This is a genomic window from Clostridium mucosae, assembly GCF_024622765.1.
Classification (GTDB): Bacteria; Bacillota; Clostridia; order Clostridiales; family Clostridiaceae; genus Clostridium.
Genome location: NZ_JANKAF010000006.1, coordinates 165388 through 184931, shown reverse-complemented (window position 1 = coordinate 184931; position 19544 = coordinate 165388). Strand labels below are relative to the sequence as shown.

The 19544-nt window shown below is 28.7% G+C and carries 16 protein-coding genes; 15 read left to right on the top strand and 1 reads right to left on the bottom strand.

The window, feature by feature from the left end; translation table 11 throughout:
- The first annotated feature begins 98 nt into the window (after positions 1-98).
- From NSA50_RS09360 to NSA50_RS09345, 4 genes are all read left to right on the top strand, one after another.
- Positions 99-818, top strand: coding sequence for a DUF434 domain-containing protein (locus NSA50_RS09360; RefSeq protein WP_257444627.1), 720 nt, complete (start codon positions 99-101; stop codon positions 816-818).
- A 584-nt stretch (positions 819-1402) separates the two neighbouring features.
- Entirely contained in the window at positions 1403-3121 is a 1719-nt protein-coding gene (locus NSA50_RS09355) for an ABC transporter ATP-binding protein (RefSeq protein WP_257444626.1), read from the top strand.
- A gap of 2 nt (positions 3122-3123) precedes the next feature.
- Complete coding sequence (locus NSA50_RS09350; protein ID WP_257444625.1) at positions 3124-4977, top strand: ABC transporter ATP-binding protein; 1854 nt, start codon at positions 3124-3126, stop codon at positions 4975-4977.
- Positions 4978-5321: 344 nt separating this feature from the next.
- Positions 5322-5975, top strand: coding sequence for a 4Fe-4S binding protein (locus NSA50_RS09345; protein WP_257444624.1), 654 nt, complete (start codon positions 5322-5324; stop codon positions 5973-5975).
- A gap of 243 nt (positions 5976-6218) precedes the next feature.
- Here the strand turns inward: NSA50_RS09345 and NSA50_RS09340 are convergent, their stop codons facing one another.
- Positions 6219-6584 carry a winged helix-turn-helix transcriptional regulator gene (locus tag NSA50_RS09340; protein ID WP_257444623.1) on the bottom strand — a complete coding sequence of 122 codons (366 nt, stop codon included), beginning with the start codon at positions 6582-6584 and terminating at the stop codon, positions 6219-6221.
- A 235-nt stretch (positions 6585-6819) separates the two neighbouring features.
- On the opposite strand from NSA50_RS09340, the gene NSA50_RS09335 reads away from it, so the two are divergent.
- The 11 genes from NSA50_RS09335 to NSA50_RS09285 all read left to right on the top strand — a co-directional run bounded on the left by NSA50_RS09335 (position 6820) and on the right by NSA50_RS09285 (position 19541).
- Positions 6820-7455 (top strand): flavodoxin family protein, encoded by a 636-nt coding sequence (locus NSA50_RS09335; protein WP_257444622.1) that lies wholly within the window; start codon positions 6820-6822, stop codon positions 7453-7455.
- A gap of 42 nt (positions 7456-7497) precedes the next feature.
- Complete coding sequence (locus tag NSA50_RS09330; RefSeq protein WP_374940969.1) at positions 7498-8340, top strand: aldo/keto reductase; 843 nt, start codon at positions 7498-7500, stop codon at positions 8338-8340.
- A gap of 377 nt (positions 8341-8717) precedes the next feature.
- The gene (locus NSA50_RS09325) at positions 8718-8948 is read left to right on the top strand and encodes a hypothetical protein (protein WP_257444619.1); all 231 of its coding nucleotides are present in this window, start codon (positions 8718-8720) and stop codon (positions 8946-8948) included.
- 21 nt (positions 8949-8969) lie between these two features.
- Positions 8970-9734 (top strand): glucose-1-phosphate cytidylyltransferase, encoded by a 765-nt coding sequence (gene rfbF / locus NSA50_RS09320; protein WP_257444617.1) that lies wholly within the window; start codon positions 8970-8972, stop codon positions 9732-9734.
- Positions 9728-10708: a GDP-mannose 4,6-dehydratase gene (locus tag NSA50_RS09315; RefSeq protein ID WP_257444615.1), complete on the top strand. Its 981-nt coding sequence runs from the start codon at positions 9728-9730 to the stop codon at positions 10706-10708. The genes rfbF and NSA50_RS09315 overlap by 7 nt, the downstream gene beginning before the upstream one ends.
- Before the next feature lie 3 nt (positions 10709-10711).
- Complete coding sequence (locus NSA50_RS09310) at positions 10712-11629, top strand: hypothetical protein (protein WP_257444613.1); 918 nt, start codon at positions 10712-10714, stop codon at positions 11627-11629.
- Between the two features lie 27 nt (positions 11630-11656).
- Complete coding sequence (locus NSA50_RS09305; protein WP_257444611.1) at positions 11657-12835, top strand: glycosyltransferase family 2 protein; 1179 nt, start codon at positions 11657-11659, stop codon at positions 12833-12835.
- A 32-nt stretch (positions 12836-12867) separates the two neighbouring features.
- The gene (locus NSA50_RS09300) at positions 12868-13806 is read left to right on the top strand and encodes a hypothetical protein (protein ID WP_257444609.1); all 939 of its coding nucleotides are present in this window, start codon (positions 12868-12870) and stop codon (positions 13804-13806) included.
- A 649-nt stretch (positions 13807-14455) separates the two neighbouring features.
- Complete coding sequence (locus NSA50_RS09295; RefSeq protein WP_257444607.1) at positions 14456-16042, top strand: glycoside hydrolase family 43 protein; 1587 nt, start codon at positions 14456-14458, stop codon at positions 16040-16042.
- Between the two features lie 773 nt (positions 16043-16815).
- Positions 16816-17664, top strand: coding sequence for a PRD domain-containing protein (locus NSA50_RS09290; protein ID WP_257444605.1), 849 nt, complete (start codon positions 16816-16818; stop codon positions 17662-17664).
- Entirely contained in the window at positions 17664-19541 is a 1878-nt protein-coding gene (locus NSA50_RS09285; protein ID WP_257444603.1) for a beta-glucoside-specific PTS transporter subunit IIABC, read from the top strand. Before NSA50_RS09290 ends, NSA50_RS09285 begins: the two co-directional genes overlap by 1 nt.
- Positions 19542-19544 lie beyond the last annotated feature (3 nt).

The following is a 19544-nucleotide window of genomic DNA, read 5'->3' as shown; positions in this document are numbered from 1 at the left end:
AAAACAGAAAGAAACTTTATATTAAAGGTATATGTATTTTAATATCATTCCATCTAATAATATTAATAAATAAAATGTTAATGGTTAAGGAAATAATTATGAGTAAAATAAAAAGAAGAGGCTATGTACCTAAAGATGAAAAGGAATTTAAAAATGAAAATTTAAATAAATTGTATGAAGCATCGGAGGATTTATTGTATCTTTTAAATAGAGGATACAAAATTAAAGGAGCTTCAACTTTTATAGGCAATCATTATCTGTTATCTGAAAGGCAAAGACTTGCATTGATTAGAGGAGTATCTAGATATGATGATATTATAAAAAGAAAGGCTAAGCAAATTATTAATCTTTCAAGCATTGAAGAAGTACATATAGATGGGTTTAATACAATAATAACTTTAGAGGTTGCTTTATCTAATTCTTTAATCATTAAGTCAATGGATGAAACCATAAGGGATTTAGCAGGACTTAGGGGGACTTATTCAGTTATAGATAAAACTGAAGTTGCAATTAAGTTAATAGGTGAATTTTTATTAGAACATGAAATTAAAAAAGCTATATTTTATTTAGATAAGCCAGTTTCTAATTCAGGTAGATTAAAAATGAAGATTTTGGAGGTACTTGAAGGTTTACAACTTCAAATTGAAGTATGGAATATTGATAATGTGGATAGTGTTTTAAAATCAAAGGAAAATGTAGTATCTAGTGATGCAATAATTCTTGATAATTGTAATAGTTGGATTAATTTAAATATGTATATTATTCAAGAGAAGTTAGTAAATGACAACTGCATATATTTTAGTAAATTAAATAGATAATAGATATAAAGATAGTAAAAAGGTTTGAAAATGAATATTTCTAAGCATTTTACCTAATATAGTAAAAAGTTTTGAAGGGTGCTATTGTCACTATGAAGTAGACCATAATAAAAAGGTAAATAAAATCGGCATGAGTTCATAGAATATCTTACTCATGCCGATTTTATTTATATGTATAATGCTACAGGCTCAATCTATGATTCTAAAAAAGTTTCTAGTGGTGAGTATAAATAAAAAACTCTGTTGTAAAATTATATTAGGTTTGCCGATCACAACTATAATATTAGAAGGTATCCAATATGGATAATAGTAGTTTAGTACATAGTAAATAGAGTTGTAAATATTAACTAGTTTTCTTACTGAAATATAGGGGGAAAATCATTTGCGAGAAAATAAAAGCAATTATAGGAAAATATTAATGTTAAAATCACTATTTTTACTTGAAGGATGTATTTTTCTTTGTTAGCAATATTTATACGAATATGTTAGGAACATTTTCCCGTGGAATTTTAACCTAAGGAATAAATTAAGGAGTATAATATAAAATAAAATATAAAGTATTAAATAAAAAAGGAGATGAAGCAGTGAATTTATATAATAGATATATTAAAAAATATAAAAATCCTTTTTTAACTGCTGTTACTTGTGTAGCCCTTGAGTCAATATGTGATTTGCTGGGACCAACCCTTATGTCTAATATAATTAATTCAGGAATAGATGAAGGAAGCATCTTAAATGTTTATTACTGGGGTGGGTTAATGCTTATGGTTACAGTCCTTGGTGCTTGCTTTGCCATAACTCGAAATATTCTTGCATCTAAGGTTTCTCAAAGAGTTGGTGCAGATTTAAGATATGATTTATTTGAAAAGATATTACACTTTTCGGAAAATGGAGCTGATAAAATTGAAAGTGGTTCCCTTATTACCCGTATGACTAATGATACTTCTCAAGTTGTTCAATTTATAAATGGAATTATGCGTATTTTCCTAAAGGCTCCAATAACCTGTATAGGAAGTATTATCCTTGCAAGTATTCTTAATTTTAGGCTTTCTTTAGTTATTTATGGGGTTGTAGCCATAGTTGGTATTCTTATAGTTATTAGCATGAAACTTAGTTATTCACGTTTTTATAAACTTCAAAAGGCTATGGATAAGGTAAACTCAGTTGTGCAAGAGTATCTTATTGGTGTTAGATTAGTTAAGGCCTTTGGTACTTATGATAAGGAACAGGAGAAGTTTGGGGAAACTAACGACAATTTAATGGAGAAGGGGATTTCTTCTCAAATGATTATAACCGTAACCGCACCTCTCATGACATTTATTGTTGGTATTGGAACCGTACTTATACTATTTGTTGGAAGTAGGCTTTTTTCATTAAACCTTGTGAATCCTGGAGACATAACAGCATTTACAATTTATATGGCTCAAATTCTTACATCTTTAATAATGATAACTAATATATTTAATACCTTTGTTAGAACAAAAGCATCTACTGCTCGTATTGAAGAAGTTTTAAATTGTGAAGAGGATTTTCCTTCTATTGGAGAAGATTCAGAGTTAAATGGAGCAGTGGAATTTAAAAAAGTTACCTTTGCTTATCCTAATGGAAGTGGTTTGCCTGCTATTAAAGATTTATCTTTTTCATTAAAACCTGGAGAAAACCTTGCAATAATAGGACCTACAGGTAGTGGAAAGTCCACAATAGCATGGCTATTATTAAGGTTTTATGATGTTAACGAAGGAAGTATATTAATTAATGGAAAGAATATTAAAGATATAAGAGTGGATACTCTTAGAGATAATGTTTCTATTGTTCCTCAAAAGCCAATGTTATTCTCAGGGTCAATTATTGAAAATATTAAATGGGGTGATAATAATGCCTCTAATAAAGAAGTCAAATTAGCATTGGAAAAAGCAGAAGCTTCTTTTATAGAGAATATGTCAGATGGGTTTAATACTCTTTTAGGTGGAGGAGGAGTTAACTTATCAGGAGGGCAAAAGCAAAGAATTTCTATTGCACGTGGAATTATTAAGGCATCTAAAATCATTATTTTAGATGATGCTACTAGTGCTTTAGATGCAGTTACTGAAGCTAGAGTTAGAGATAATCTTAATTCCTTGGAAGATAATAGAACTATTATTACTATTACACAGCGTTGTGGGACTGCTATGTTCTCAGATAAGATACTTGTTATGGATAATGGGGAGAAAGTTGGTTTTGGAACCCATAGCGATCTTATGAAAAGTTGCCCTATTTATAAAGATATTTATAAAACTCAAATGGAAAGTAGCAAGGAGGCATAATAATGGGACAAATATATAAGAAACAAGAAATGCAAATGCCTTCAATGGGAAGAGTAGGCGGTGGGGGACCAAGCAGGTTTGCTCCTAAGGCAAAGCCGAGAAATGCTAAAGGCACATTAAGAAGGATTGTAAAAATATATATGAGGTGGGGAAAAACCATATTATTAGCCATGATTTTAACAGCTATGGCTTCTTTAATAACTGTTTCTATTCCTTATTTTGTTGGAAAGACATTTAACTATCTTAATATAAGCACTAGAACTGTAGATAGTAATATGTTTATAACACTTTTAATGATTATAGCAGCTCTTCATTTATCTAATTTAATTATTTCAAGCATTAATGGAGTAATTATGCTTAAAGTATCTCAAAAACTAGTCCATGCTTTAAGAACTGAGTTTTTTAATAAGATGCAACGTTTGCCTTTAGAATTTTATGATACCAGATCTCATGGTGATACCATGAGCAGAATTACTAATGATGTAGATAATATTAGCTCTACAATAGCTCAAACCACTACACAGCTTATATCAAGTGCTTTAACTTTGGTTGGTTCATTTTTAGTAATGATAAACTTAAATCTTCAGCTTACTTTACTTGTGCTTTTATGTGTTCCTTTGGTAGTTTTATTAACTAAAACAATTGCATCTAGAAGCAGATCCTATTTCCTAGCTCAGCAAAAAAGTCTTGGTGCTTTAAATGGAGTTATTGAAGAAAATATTTTAGGATTAAAAATGGTTAAGGCTTTTGGAAAGCAAAAGGATATTTTAGAGAATTTTAAAGAAATTAATGAGAATCTTTATGCAAGTAGTAATAAGGCTCAAATATGGTCTGGTTATATGATGCCTTTAATGAATGTTATAAATAATTTTATATTTACTATAGTTTCCATTGTTGGAGGAATACTATCTGTAGGATACGGCTTAGCGGTAGGTACTGTTGTTAGTTTTTTAAGCTATTCAAAGCAGTTTGCCCAGCCTTTAAACTCTGTAGCTGGAATGTTTAATACAATACAATCCGCTCTTGCTGGGGCTGAAAGAGTTTTTGAAGTTTTAGATACATTAGAGGAAAAAGAAGATATAGAAGGAGCAATAGAGATTGAAGCTCCAAAGGGAGATGTAGAGTTTAGGGATGTATGCTTTTCTTATGATAAATCTACTCCTATTTTAAAGAATATTAGTTTTAAGGTTAAGGCGGGAGAAACTGTGGCATTAGTTGGAGAAACTGGTTCAGGTAAGACAACAATAGTTAATCTTCTTACACGTTTTTATGACAGTGAAAGTGGAGAAATTCTTATAGATAATGAGCCAATAACAAATTTAAAAAGAGATAGCCTTAGAAAATGTTTTTCCGTAGTTCTTCAGGATACATGTTTATTTACAGGAACAATCATGGATAATATCAGATATTCTCAAAGTTCTGCATCTGATGAAGAGGTGATTAATGCTGCTAAAATAGCACATGCACATGAGTTTATAAGTAAATTGCCAAAGGGATATAACACAAAGGTTTCTGGAGCCACTGATAATTTAAGTCAGGGACAGCGCCAGCTTATATCCATTGCTAGAGCAGTTTTATGTAATAGTCCAATTCTTATTTTAGATGAGGCAACCAGCAGTGTTGATACTAAGACGGAAAAGGATATTCAAAATGCCTTAGTCAGATTAATGAAAAATAGAACTAGCTTCTTAATTGCTCATAGACTTTCTACAATTAGAGATTCTGATAACATTATGGTTATTGGTGAGGGTAAAATACTTGAAAGTGGAGATCATAAAACTTTAATGGAGAAAAGAGGATATTACTTCGAAATGGTAATGAGCCAGATGGGAAAGTTAAATGTAGAGAATGAATAAATTATATAGGGAGAATTAGAAGTAAGAAGTTAGACACTTTATATAAAATAGAGTTTCTAACTTTTTATTATTTATTGATAGGATTGCTTATTTGCTATATAAGTATCCGTACACTATAATAGCTAAAAATATAGAAGAAATTCTTTATTTAATAGGAAAAGATAAAAGTGCTATTGTAAAAAATATATTATAGCTAGTAGTAAGCTAGAAGCCCCTTCGCCATTAGATACGTATAAAGTAATGAATGTATCTAAATGGATATGTAATAAAGTCACAGAAGGATATATATTAATCTGTATAATTAAATAGTAAGACTGTCATAAATAAATTTAAGGGGGATATGCATGAGCAGTTTATTTAAAATTTGGAAAAAGTGGTCGTATGTAATTCTAATAGCTTTTTTAGTTTTGGGTATATTTGATTTTAGAATTGGATTGATTGCATCAATTTGTATGGTTGCGCCTATAATAATATCTGTATTTAAAGGTAGATTTTGGTGTGGGAACTTATGTCCTAGGGGAAATTTTTATGATAATGTAGTATCTAAGTTTAGTAATAAAAAGAAAGTTCCTAAATTTATTAAATCGCTATATTTCAGGCTGGTAGCTATAGCACTAATGCTTACTGTATTTACTACTGGAATGATAAATAACTGGGGAAATTTATATGGAATGGGATTTGTAATATACAGGCTTATAGTAATAACAACTATTATAGGTTTAGTATTAGCTCCATTTTACAATGAAAGAATCTGGTGTAATTTTTGTCCAATGGGAAGTATAGCTGCATTTATATCAAAATTTAGAAACAAGCAGAATAAAAATCTTTTATTAAGCATTAATGATGCTTGTGTATCATGTAAGTTATGTACAAAAACATGTCCTATGGGAATAAATGTTCATGAATATAAGAATGAAAGTATAACTTATTATGATTGTATACAATGTGGCAAGTGTGTAAATAAATGTCCTAAAAAATCTATAGGATATACAAAATAAAAATATATAAATTCTTTAAGTGGAGTGTACTTTTTTATAAGTAATTCCTAACATAAAGAAATTTAGTGTTATACAAAAGTTATTAAGCTTACAATTTCAAATGATTTAGTTAGCAAGTTTTAAATCTTATTTGCTGGATTCTTGAAAAATAGTATAACTTAGATGTTTTTATTTGTCTCTCATAAGAAATTAATATAATAAAAAAGCCTATGTACAATTCGGTTACATAGGTGTTTTTTATTTTTAATCAGAATTCTTTGAAGAGGAATATTCACAACTACCATCTAACTCAGGGTAATATTTAACAGACCAATTTTCAAATTCCTTGATGAGTTTGGTAATTTCTTTTCCTTTATCAGTTAGATGATACTCAACTTTAGGTGGAATTTCAGCATATACTACCTTATATACTAATCCATCACTTTCTAATTCTTTTAAATTTTGATTTAAAATCTTTTGGCTTATGCCGTCAACCATTCTTTGAAGTTCTAAAAATCTTTTAGGGGCATTATATAAATTACATAGTAAAAGAGCCTTCCATTTACCACGTATAAAATCCATTGCAAAATCTAATAAACAAACATATTTTTTGTTATTGTAAGAAATCATTAAATTACCTACTTTCAAATATTTTTACATAAGGTATTATACTAAAATTATTAATATAAATAAAGGATAAGGCATATTTATAAGTAATTTATTCTTTTGTGTAAATAAGATGTTCTAATAAATCTTACCTTTAGGTAAGGTATCTAACTTAAAAGTGCGTACTTGTTAAGTAATATAGGTGTTTATATAATTAGTACATAGGTTGAGCCAAAAACAAAAAATGGGGAGATGTAATATGAAGGTAGTTGCTTTTAATGGGAGTCCTAGAAAGGATGGGAATACACATAAGTCAATAGAGATTGTAGCAAAAGAGCTAGAGAAAGAAAATATTGAGGTAGAGATTATTCACGTTGGAAATAAGGTGATTCGTGGATGCTTAGCTTGCGGGGGATGTAGTAGAAATAAGAATGAAAAATGCGTCATTGCTAACGATGAGGTTAATGAATGGATTGAAAAGATGAAAGAAGCTGATGGGATTATATTAGGATCTCCAGTTCATTATTCTGCTATTGCAGGAACCATGAAATCATTTTTAGACCGTGCTTTTCTTGTAACATCAGTAAATGATAGTATGCTTAGACATAAAGTTGGAGCAAGTGTTGTTGCAGTTAGAAGATCAGGAGGAGTTCCGGTATTTGATCAATTAAATAATTATATTAATTATTCAGAAATGTTAATGCCTACATCAAATTATTGGAATGTAGCTTATGGTAGAACGGAAAATGAAGTTCTTCAGGATAGTGAAGGAATGCAAATAATGAGGGTATTAGGTAAAAATATGGCTTGGCTAATGAAACTTGTTAAATTTGGTAAAGATCATATTGAAGCACCAAAAAGAGAAGAAAAGAATTTTATGAGCTTCATAAGATAAATACATTAATAAAAGAAAGATTAAAGGAGAAAAAATAATATGATAGATAATATGAATAGCACAATTACTTTAAATAATGGTATTGAAATGCCAAGATTAGGACTTGGAGTTTTCAGAGTAGAAGATAGTGAAGAATTAATAAAAGCTGTTAGAGCAGCAATTAAAAATGGATATAGAAGTATTGATGGTGCAGCTATATATGGAAATGAAGAAGCTATGGGAGAAGGAATAAGACAAGGTATAAAGGAAGCAGGAATTTCAAGAGAAGATTTATTTATAACTTCTAAAGTTTGGAATGCTGATTTAGGATATGAAGAAACTATAGCAGCTTATGAAGCAAGTTTAAAAAGAATAGGTGTGGATTATTTAGATTTATATCTTATCCATTGGCCAGTAGAAGGAAAATATAAAGAAGCTTGGAAAGCATTAGAATATTTATATAAAGAAGGCCGTGTTAAAGCTATAGGGGTAAGTAACTTCCAAGTTCACCATCTTCAAGATTTATTAGCTGATGCTGAAATAAAACCTGTAATAAATCAAGTAGAGTTACATCCATACTTAAGTCAACAAAAGGTTAGAGAATTCTGCAGAGAAAATGATATTCAAGTTGAAGCATGGTCACCTTTAATGGCTGGAAATGGATTGTTAGAAAATGAGATATTAAAAGAAATAGCTAATAAGTACAATAAAACAGCAGCACAAGTAGTACTACGTTGGGATTTACAAAGTCAAATAGTAACTATCCCTAAATCTACAAATGAAAGAAGATTAACTGAAAATATAGATATATTCGATTTTAATCTAAGTGATGATGATATGGACAAGATAGATAGTTTAAATAAAGATTTAAGAGTAGGACCAGATCCAGATAATTTTGACTTCTAATTTATAATTAATAGAGTGTAGCTAGGTTATTTATAGTTACTTGAAATTATTAATTAGTAATGGAACAAAGGGAAGATTAAGTAATAGGTTTTTAAATAAATAGCACAAAACAATAACCGCACAGATTTTTCTGTGCGGTTATTTCATTTTATATAAAGAAATTCTTTGTAAAGTTTAAATTTAGATTTTAATAACTCGTCTGAGTACTTACCATTTTAGATGTATGCTATTCATATTTAGATAATAACTTAATATTTAGTTAATAAAAAGCTATCTACAATATTTCGGATTTAAATGTAAGATATCAAAATTAGTAGCACAATAAATGTTCATGAATAATATATATTATGAAAACCGGTAAGGGATAGGTAATTAGAATGAAAGTAAAGATATTAAAAGGTACAAGTGCAAAAAAGTTAGAACATGAAATTAATGAGTTTATCAAAGATAAAAATATTATAAATATAAGTCATGAGATAGCTACTTCGAATTTGTATGATAGGTGTGTAATTATTTTGATAGTTATAATTTTATACGACGAATACAAACATTGTGGATATTCAGATCTTGATTCAATACTAGATTTAAGAAATAGCAAAACGAATTAAAAAAATAATGGAGGGCAAAAGATGAACGTTGTTATACTTGCTGGAGGAAAAGGAATTAGAATGAGTCAGTTAACAATGAATACGCCTAAACCTTTATGTGAGGTTGGGGGTATGCCCATAGTATGGCATATAATGAAGATATATAGTCATTATGAATTTAATGATTTTATTTTTTTATTAGGCTATAAAGGGGAAAAAATAAAAGAATATTTTATAGATTATTCATGGAAAACTAGAAGTTTTCTTTTAGATATGAAAAGTGGGGATATTAATATATATTCTGAACCAGAGCCATGGAGGATAAACTTTATTGATACAGGTATTGAAACTATGACAGGTGGAAGGTTAAAAAGGGCTCAAAAATATATTGGAAATGAAACATTCATGGTAACTTATGGAGATGGATTAGCGGATATAAATATAGATGAATTATTAAAATTTCATAAAGAGCAGGGGAAAATAGCAACAGTTACAGGAATATATAAGAAAAGCCAATATGGAATTTTAACTGTGGAAGATGGATTAGCTAAATCTTTCGACGAAAAAAAGAACATTGATGGAATAATAAATGGTGGATTTTTTGTTTTTGAGCCAGAAATATTTGACTATTTAGAAAATGATACAACATGTGTTTTAGAACAAGATCCATTAAAAAAATTAGTTGAAGATAATGAACTTGCAGTATATATTCATAATGGTTTTTGGACTGCTATGGACACTTTAAATGATATAAATAATGTAAATAAAATTTGGAACGAAGGAAAAGGAGTATGGAAAATATGGTAAATAAGTTTTGGAATAATAAAAATGTTTTTATAACTGGTGGTACTGGATTTTTAGGAAGTTACTTAGTTAAAAAATTAGTAAATAACGGGTCTAATGTAACAATATTAGTAAGAGACTATATACCACAATCAAATATATATATTGGAGAGGAATATAAAAAGGTTAATGTCGTACATGGTGATTTAGAAGATTATCTATTAATAGAAAGGATACTTGGAGAATATGAAATAGATACAGTATTTCATTTGGCTGCTCAGGCAATCGTTGGAGTTGCAAATAGAAATCCACTCGGAACTTTTAAATCTAATATAGAAGGAACTTGGAATATACTTGAGGCTGCAAGAAAAAGTCCATTAATTAAACAAGTAATAGTAGCATCCAGTGATAAAGCTTATGGTGACCAAGAAAAACTTCCATATGATGAAAATATGCCACTTCAAGGAAAGCACCCATATGATGTTTCAAAAAGTTGTGCAGATTTAATTGCTCAAACTTATTATGAAACTTATAATTTACCAGTATGTATTACAAGATGTGGAAACCTTTATGGTGGTGGAGACTTAAACTTTAATAGAATTATTCCACAAAGCATACAATCTATATTAAATAATGAAGCTCCAGTAATAAGAAGTGATGGAAGTTTTATTCGAGATTATTTTTATATAGAAGATGCTGTAGACGTATATATTAATTTAGCTGAAAAAGTTGTAGAGCTAAACTTAGGAGGACAAGCTTTTAATTTTAGTAATGAAATACAATTAACAGTTTTAGAATTAGTTAATAAAATATTAAAAATTATGGGAAGTAGTATGAAGCCTATAATATTAAATCAAGGAAGTAATGAAATAATACATCAATATTTATCTGCAAAGAAAGCAAGAACTGTATTAGGATGGAGTCCAAAGTATACGATTGATGAGGGGCTAAGCAAAACTGTAGAATGGTATAAGGATTTCTTTAAAAAGGAGATATAAATAATGCAAGAAAGTGTTTTTTGTATGGTTGTATCAAGGACTAGATTAATTCAGGCAATTGCATGTTTTTTATCTTTATATAAAAATATGGATAATTTTAAAGTATATATCCTTTGTGCAGATGAAAAATGCTATGAATTTCTTAAGGAGATTAATATAGATAAAATAGTGTTAGTAACAATTGATGAATTGAATAGAGAAGATTTGTTATCAATAAAATCTTCAAGGAAATTAAATCAATATTGTTGGACATTAAAGCCTGGTTTTATAAAGTATATATTTACTTTAGACGAATCAATTCAAAGAGTAACTTATATAGACTCAGATTTATTCTTTTATCAAAATCCTAATGTAATATTTGAAAATCAACAATATGCTTCTGTTCTACTATCTAGTGGAGAAATATTTTTGCCTATGTATTCTAAAGAGTTTAATCAAACTATGCAATCTCTTACTGGAAATTTTAACTCAGGGTTTATTAGCTTTAAAAGGGATATTGATGGGTTAGAGTGTGTTAATTGGTGGGATAAAATGTGTGTAGATAGTTGTACTTCGAATCCTCAAGATAATAAATTTGGGGATCAAAAATATCTTGATGATATGCCATTTATGTTTAATAATGTTTACGAAATAACAACTCAAGGAGTTAATATTGGACATTGGAATTATTCAAAATATAATTTTACAGTTTCAAATGACAATGTATTGGTGAATAATAACAAATTGATATTTTATCACTTTAGTGGCTTTAGAATAATTAGTAAATATGATATTAGGCAGGTTCATGAACAAGATAGAGTGAATATACCATTTATTTACCCAATATACAAAAGAGAACTGGTGAAAATTATTGATGATGTTGAAAAGATAGATCCAAATTTTAAGGAATATATTACTATTAATGCTATTGATGATAACTAGAAAGGATTAAGGAAGGAAAAGAAAGATATGAAAGCAAGTGTTATAATACCAGCATATAATTCTAAAGAGCGATTATATTACAATCTTATATCCTTAAATAATCAAGATTGTGACTTCAATATTTTTGAAGTTATTGTAGTCGATAATGGATCTAATGATAATACTCTAGAAATGTTACAAAGTTTTAAAGCTAAATTTGACTTTAAGTTTGTGAGACTTGAAAAAAATAGAGGAATAGCTCGTGGAAGAAATGAAGGGATAAGAAGAGCAGTTGGTGATATTCTAATATTTCATGATAGTGACATGATAGCTAGTAGAGATTTTATAACTAGGCATTTAAAAAATCATGAAGAAAAAGATATAGTTGTATGCGGAATACCGTGGAAGAGAATTTTTACTTTTTATTATAAAGAATTAGATTCAAATATTAAGAATTATTTAGCTGAAACTGTGCCTAAACAAGATGAAAAGCCTGATATTATAGATAAATCTCCATTAATAGATGTTGAATCAATAATTGATGGGAGTTATATAAATAAATCTTTTGATTTAGATGCAGAATTTATGAGAGGGCTAAAAAATATATTGAAAAATCACAATGAAGAATTGAAAGACTATCATCTACCATGGAGATTTTTTATAACTAATAATGCTTCGGCAGAAAGAAATAGAGTAATAGAAGTAGGAATGTTTGATGAAAATATAGTTGGATACGGATTTGAAGACTATGACTTAGGAATAAGGTTATATAAATCTGGGAGTAAATTTATATTTGATAAAAATATATTAAGTGTTCACCAAGAACATCCTACAAATATTAATATAGTTGAAGGTCGTGAAAATATAAATTATATATGTAAAAAATACAATAATAATTATTTTTTAGATGTAATATTAGTTTGTACGTCTGGTTTAACATCAATTAATGAATATGATTTTAATGAATTAACTATAGATATAAATAATATGTCAGCTATAAGCTATTTTAGGCCTTTGTTAGATATATTTTTAGAATTACTTCAGACATGTAGGCGACGCTACGTTATAGAAGGTGTTACAGATATAAATAAAGTTATGCCAACTATAGGTATTGATGTAAACAAGTTAATTATGGAAGTTAAAATTTTAAGAGATATATTTGGAATTAAATATTTTACAGAAGCTATGCTAGCATTAATAAGAGATGTTTATAATGTTTCTTATTAAATTCTAAAAATGTACTGAAGAGGAGGGAAAATATGAGTAAATATCATTTATCAATGATTCTATCGGAATCAAATTTATTTAAATTAATACCAATGTATGTTTCTTTAGAAAACTCTTGTAGTGATTTTAAGTTATTTATTCTATGTATGAATGATTCTGTTTACCATATATTAAATAAAATAGGTTTCAAAAACATTGTTTTAATACAACTAAAGGATGTAGAAGAAAATAATTATGATTTAGCAATAGCTAAGTCTAATAGAATATTCCATGAATATTGCTGGACTCTAAAGCCTATTTTTTTATATTATGTTATTAATAAATATGACAATGCGAAATATTATGCACATGTAGATTCGGATTTATTCTTCTTTTCGGATATAGCTTATATTTTTAATGAGAATCATAATGCATCAATTTTTTTGACAGAGCATAGAAATTCAGAAGAGTTTAAACACTTTTATGAATTAAGCGGATTATATAATACAGGATTTGTAGGATTTAAAAATAATGATGAAGCAAAAGCAGCAGTTAGGCTTTGGGGGGATAGGTGTTTAAAGAAATGTACTGTTGAATATGATGTAGCTAATAAAACTTTTGGAGATCAAAGATATGTAGAAGATTGGTCAAGTATATTTAAAAATGTGCATATAATAAACTCTATTGGAGCAAATGTTGCATTGTGGAATATAAAAAATTATAAAGTTTCAAAAAAGAATAATGTTGTTTATGTAGATGATTCACCTTTATTATTTTACCATTTTTCTGGTGTATTGTTATTAGGATCAAGAGAATTTGACTTATGTCCTTATTATCATATAGAGGATGAGAACTTAATAAATTATATATATGATCCTTATATTAGAGGGCTATCACAATCAATAAAAAATGTAATTAAAGAATTTCCATGGTTTAATGCAGGATTTGTTGACAAGGCTGATATTGTGAATTTGAATAACTATAAAATATAATTAATATAAATTAGGAAAAATAAAATTTAAAATTGTACTAATAAATATACTAATCGTCTGTAGGTGGATTAAGTAGCCATTTACAGACGGTTATTTTTATAGTAGATATATCTGAAAGTTATATAATAATAAATGATGGAAAATTAAAAAAGTACAACATCATATACTCAACTAATTGAAAAATCATATGACATGGGATTTTTGATGAAAAGCTCAAAAAGTTATTTTGTAATAGTAGTGAAATTAAGGAATAGGCACCAATGAATATTATATTTATAATATTCATTGATAATAATAGTTGAAGAAGAAATAAAACGCATTGTAAAAATATTCCATTTATGATAATGTTATTTTGAGGTTTCTTAATAAGCACCTTAATTACATTTTATATAATAGTATAATTAAGGGAACTAATAATTTTATTGGAGTATATAAGAACAACATTAATGAGCTAAAGTTATAATAATTATCCTGTATATTAAGAATTTAATAATTATAATAGGAGGTGTTATATAAAATCTGAATCGTAAAAATGTTTACGATTTCAAATGTGGATTTCATAAGTTATATATTAATAGTAGTGTATATATCAACAATATTAAAGTGAAAAATTATGAAATGAAAAAACATTATACAGGGGGAAATAAAAATGTTAAAAAGACACAGAGGACCTTTATTGATTTTAGCATTAACATTTAGTGTTGGAATAAATACTAATATAGTAAAAGCTAATACAGGTAAAACAACTAACACTAATATAGATACTACAGCTACCACTATCTCAACAATAACTAGTACAAATGCACTTGCAAAGATTCCAGGATCTTCTAATCCTCTTATTACACAAAAATTTGGAGCAGATCCATATGCTATGGTTTATAACGATAGAGTATATGTATACATGAGTAGTGATTCTTTTGAATATGATAGTTCAGGAAATATTATTAATAATAGTTATAGTTATATTAAAACAATAACTTGTATATCATCTGATGATATGGTGAATTGGACAGACCATGGTGAAATTAATGTAGCTGGATCAACTGGAGCAGCTAAATGGGCAAATAATTCTTGGGCACCAGCTGTTACACACAAGGTTATAAATGGAAAAGAAAAATTTTTTATGTATTTTGCTAATAATGGAGGCGGTATTGGTGTACTTACATCAGATTCACCAATTGGACCTTGGACTGACCCGATTGGAAAACCTATAATTACGAATAGTACTCCAGGCGTTAGCGGTGTTGTATGGCTTTTTGATCCAGCAGTTTTAATAGATGATAATGGAGTTGGATATTTATATTTTGGTGGAGGAATACCAGGTGGTAGTAATCCTACACAGAGTCAAATTGCAAATCCAAAGACAGGTAGAGTAATACAATTAAGTAGTGATATGATTAATACTGTTGGAAGTGCATCTGTAATTGATGCTCCATTTATGTTTGAAGATTCAGGCATACACAAATATAATGGTAAATACTATTATTCATATTGTTCTAATTTTTCAGGAACACACCCATCTGGAACACCTCCTATGGGGGAAATAGGCTATATGATAAGTGATAATCCTATGGGCCCATTTACTTATAAAGGTACTTTTCTTAAGAATCCATCATCATATTTTGGAGTAGGTGGCAACAATCATCATTCTGTTTTTAATTTTAAGAATCAATGGTATGTAACATACCATGCTCAAACTCTTGGAAAGGCAATGGGAATAGTAAAGGGATATCGTTCCCCTCATATAAATAAGCTTGAACATAATGCAAGTGGACTTATAAATACTGTTCAAGCAGATATGAAAGGTGTAGCTCAAGTTGCTAATCTTTATCCATATAGAAGGATAGAGGCAGAAACTATTGCATGGAGCAATGGTGTTTCAACTGAAAAATGCCAATCACCTGGAAGTATGGTAAGTAGTATTAATTTAAATGTTACTAACATAAATAATGGAGATTGGATTGCTTTATCAAATGTTGATTTGGGAAGTGGAGCTAAATCATTTACAGCAAACATTGCATCAACGCTAGGTGGAAAAATAGAAATACATTTAGATAGTTTAAGTGGACCGATTATTGGTACTCTTAATGTAAGTTCTACAGGTGGTACCCAACAATGGAAGGATATGTGGTGCGGTATAACAAATGCTAGTGGTGTTCATAATGTTTTCTTTAAGTTTGTTGGAAACGAAAATAGTCAGTTGTTTAATATTGATCATTGGGGATTTATTTATTAAGTAAAATTTAGGACTTAAATTGAATAATCAATAGAATAAGAACTGGAAGAAGGAGTTTCAATAGTTGTTGGAATTTCTTCTTTTTTATCTTAAAAAATTTTACATAAAGTATAATTAAAATAATATAAAAAAAATTAGAGTCCACAAAGTTTTTCTCATAATATGTAGGATTGAACTAATGATAGAGGTATTTTGTAATTTAGCTAATTTAGTAAAAGTCTAATAATATGAATAATTATTAGAATGTTTTAATTTAGAATGAAATTATGGGATAGCCTAACTTTAAAATATCTTAGCGAAAAATATTATTTAAATACTGAATATTTAGGACAATTGTTTTAACAGACTTATAATAAATCATTTTGTTATTCAGTATAAGAAAGGATAAGGAAATTATTAATTTTTCAAATATCGAATAAACACATATATATATATGAATTTAATAAAATGATAACTTTAGAGGCTGCTTTAGCTAGATTAATTTAAATATAGTATAATAAAAGTGAAAATATAGAATGATAAATATATATATATTAGTGTATTAATATGCAATATATACATAAAAATAGGTTTGAATAATGTAGAATAAAGTTAAATGTAAGCGTTGACTCTTTTAAAAAGTTATATTATAATCAACTTAGAAAAGAAACCAGTAGTAACAAAGCAGTTACTACCTGAGTATGTTACTGATAAGCAGGCAGAACTCAGATTACGTAGAAAATGTCCTTTTTCTATGTAATCTGAGTTTTTTTTCTAGAAAGGAGTAATTTAACATGAAAGTAAGTCAGATACTAAATAATAATGTGGCAGTAGTAAAAAGAGGAAATAATGAGGTGATAGTTTATTCTAGGGGAATATCTTTCAAAAAAAAGGTAGGGCAAACAATTACTGAAAATGAAATTGAAAAGACATATGTATTAGATTCAAATGATATGTTGGAGCACTTTAGTTATCTTTTATCTAATACAGATGAACAAGAAATTATAATGGTAAATGATATTATTGAGTACGGTGAAGATCTGCTGAATGAAAAAGCAAGTGATTATTTAAGTCTGACATTGCTAGATCATATTAATTATGCACTTAAACGTGCTGCTAAAGGACAATTTATTCGAAGCCCATTAACTTGGGAAGTGAAAAAGTTTTATCCGAAGCATTTTAAAATAGGAATTTATGCCTTAAATCAAATGAATAAAAAATATAATGTTGAATTTCCAGAGGATGAGGCTGTTTCTATAGCATTACACTTTGTTAATTTACAAGAGGGAAAAAGTAATTTAAAAGAAACAGTTCAAGTTATGGAGTCATTAAGAGATATTATTTCAATTATTCAATATCATTACGGAATACAGATTGATGAATCATCATTGAATTATATACGTCTTATAACTCATCTCCAATATTTTATTCATAGAATACAGAACGGTAAAACTTACAGTGATAATGATAAAGAATTAAATTCTCAAATTAGAATTCTTTATCCTGAAGCATATGAATGTATAAAGAAGATAGAACTTTATGTAAAGGAGCAATACAAATGTAAATTGTCAATTGATGAGGAAACTTATTTGATGCTGCATATTCATAGAGTTACAAACAGAAGTAAAGGGGAGGAACATTAATGAAGTATAAAAATTTTAATACAAAGATTATTGAATTAGTGGGCGGCAAAGACAATGTTCAAGCTGTTGTTCACTGTATGACAAGACTTAGATTTACATTAAAGGATCGTTCAAAGGCAAAGACGGAAGAAATTAAAAAGATGGATGGAGTAGTTGACGTTGTTTCAAATGATGTTGCTTATCAAATCATCGTAGGAACTCATGTAAACGAAGTTCATAGTGAGTTGATTTCTATGCTTGGAATTAGTGGGGAAGCAGCTTCTCCAGAAAATAAGGTTAAAAAGAATCCAGTAAAGGCAGTATTAGATTTATTTTCAGAATCTATGACTCCTATTCTAGAACCAATTATTGCTGCAGGTATGTTAGCTGGGGTCTTATCATTACTTTCTTTAACAGGAATAATCTCAGCAGAGAGTCCAACATACGTAGTATTAGATAATATTCGTTCATCGGTATTTTTCTTTTTACCAATTTTTATGGCAATGTCTTGTGCAAAGCGCTTAAATGCGAGCCCATATTTGGCAGTTGCATTAGCTGCAACACTTTTATCAACAGGAATTAATGGAGTTGAGGGATTAAGCTTTTTTGGAATTTCACTTCCTGCAACTACTTACTCTAACTCATTTATTCCTATAATTTTAGCTGTATGGTTTATGGGATATGTACAAAAATTCTTAAAGAAGGTATTACCTAAGTTTTTACATTATTTCTTAGTGCCAGTATTTACTTTAATTATTTGTTTACCAATTACTTTAATGTTCTTTGGTCCAATTGGTGCATGGATTGGTAGTGCTATGAGCTTTGTTTGTATGTTCTTAATGAATACTTTAGGTAATTGGAGTGTTATTGCTTTATATGCTGCTATTCAACCATTTTTAATTATGTTTGGTGCTGGAAATTTTATTATTCCTATAGTAGTTCAATTCCATGCAGAACTTGGTTATGACCCAATTTTCTATGCAGCATGTACAATTTCAGATATAGCTGTTGCTGGAGCAATGCTTGGATATTTCTTAAGAGCAAAGAATGAAAAACAAAAACAATTATTTGGTACTTTTAGTTTTAGTGCATTAATGGGAGTTACAGAACCAGCTATATATGGAGCATTTGTAAAGTTTAGAAACTTATTCCTTGCAGTAGCCATTGGTGGTGGACTTGGAGGATTATTTGCGGGTATCATGAATGTAAAAACATATGCAATGGCTTGGGGATTAGCAGGATTACCTTCTTATATTGGAAACAATGACTATAAGAATTTCTATTCAATGATTATAGCAGTTATAATAGGTTTTGTAGTAGCAGCAGTTGCAGCATATCTTTTAGGTATTCCTAAGGACAGTGAAGAAGTTGAAGTTTCAGGTGGAAAGGCTAACGATTCAAGTGAAAAAACTATATCTTCTGAAATTGCTACTTCTATGATGAATAAAGTTGTAGTTAATGGATGTGCTACTGGAAAATTAGTTAAGTTATCTGAAGTTAATGATAAAGCATTTTCAACTGGAGCTCTTGGAAGCGGTGTAGGGATAGTAGCTAATAATAATTTAGTAGTTGCGCCAGTTGATGGAGAAGTTACTTGTGTATTTCCAACAAAACATGCCTATGGACTTAAGACAGAGTCTGGAGTGGAGCTTTTAATTCACATCGGTATAGATACTGTACAATTAGAAGGGAAGCATTTCACTACAATGGTAAATCAAGGTGATAAGGTAAAAATAGGACAACCATTAGTAGAAGTTGATTTTGATAAAGTAAAAGAAGATGGCTTTGATCCAACTATTATAATGGTGGTTACAAATACTCCAGATTATCTTGATGTAATTCCAGTATCTAAAGATATTATAAATGATAAGGAAGAGTGCATTAATATAGTTCTATAAATT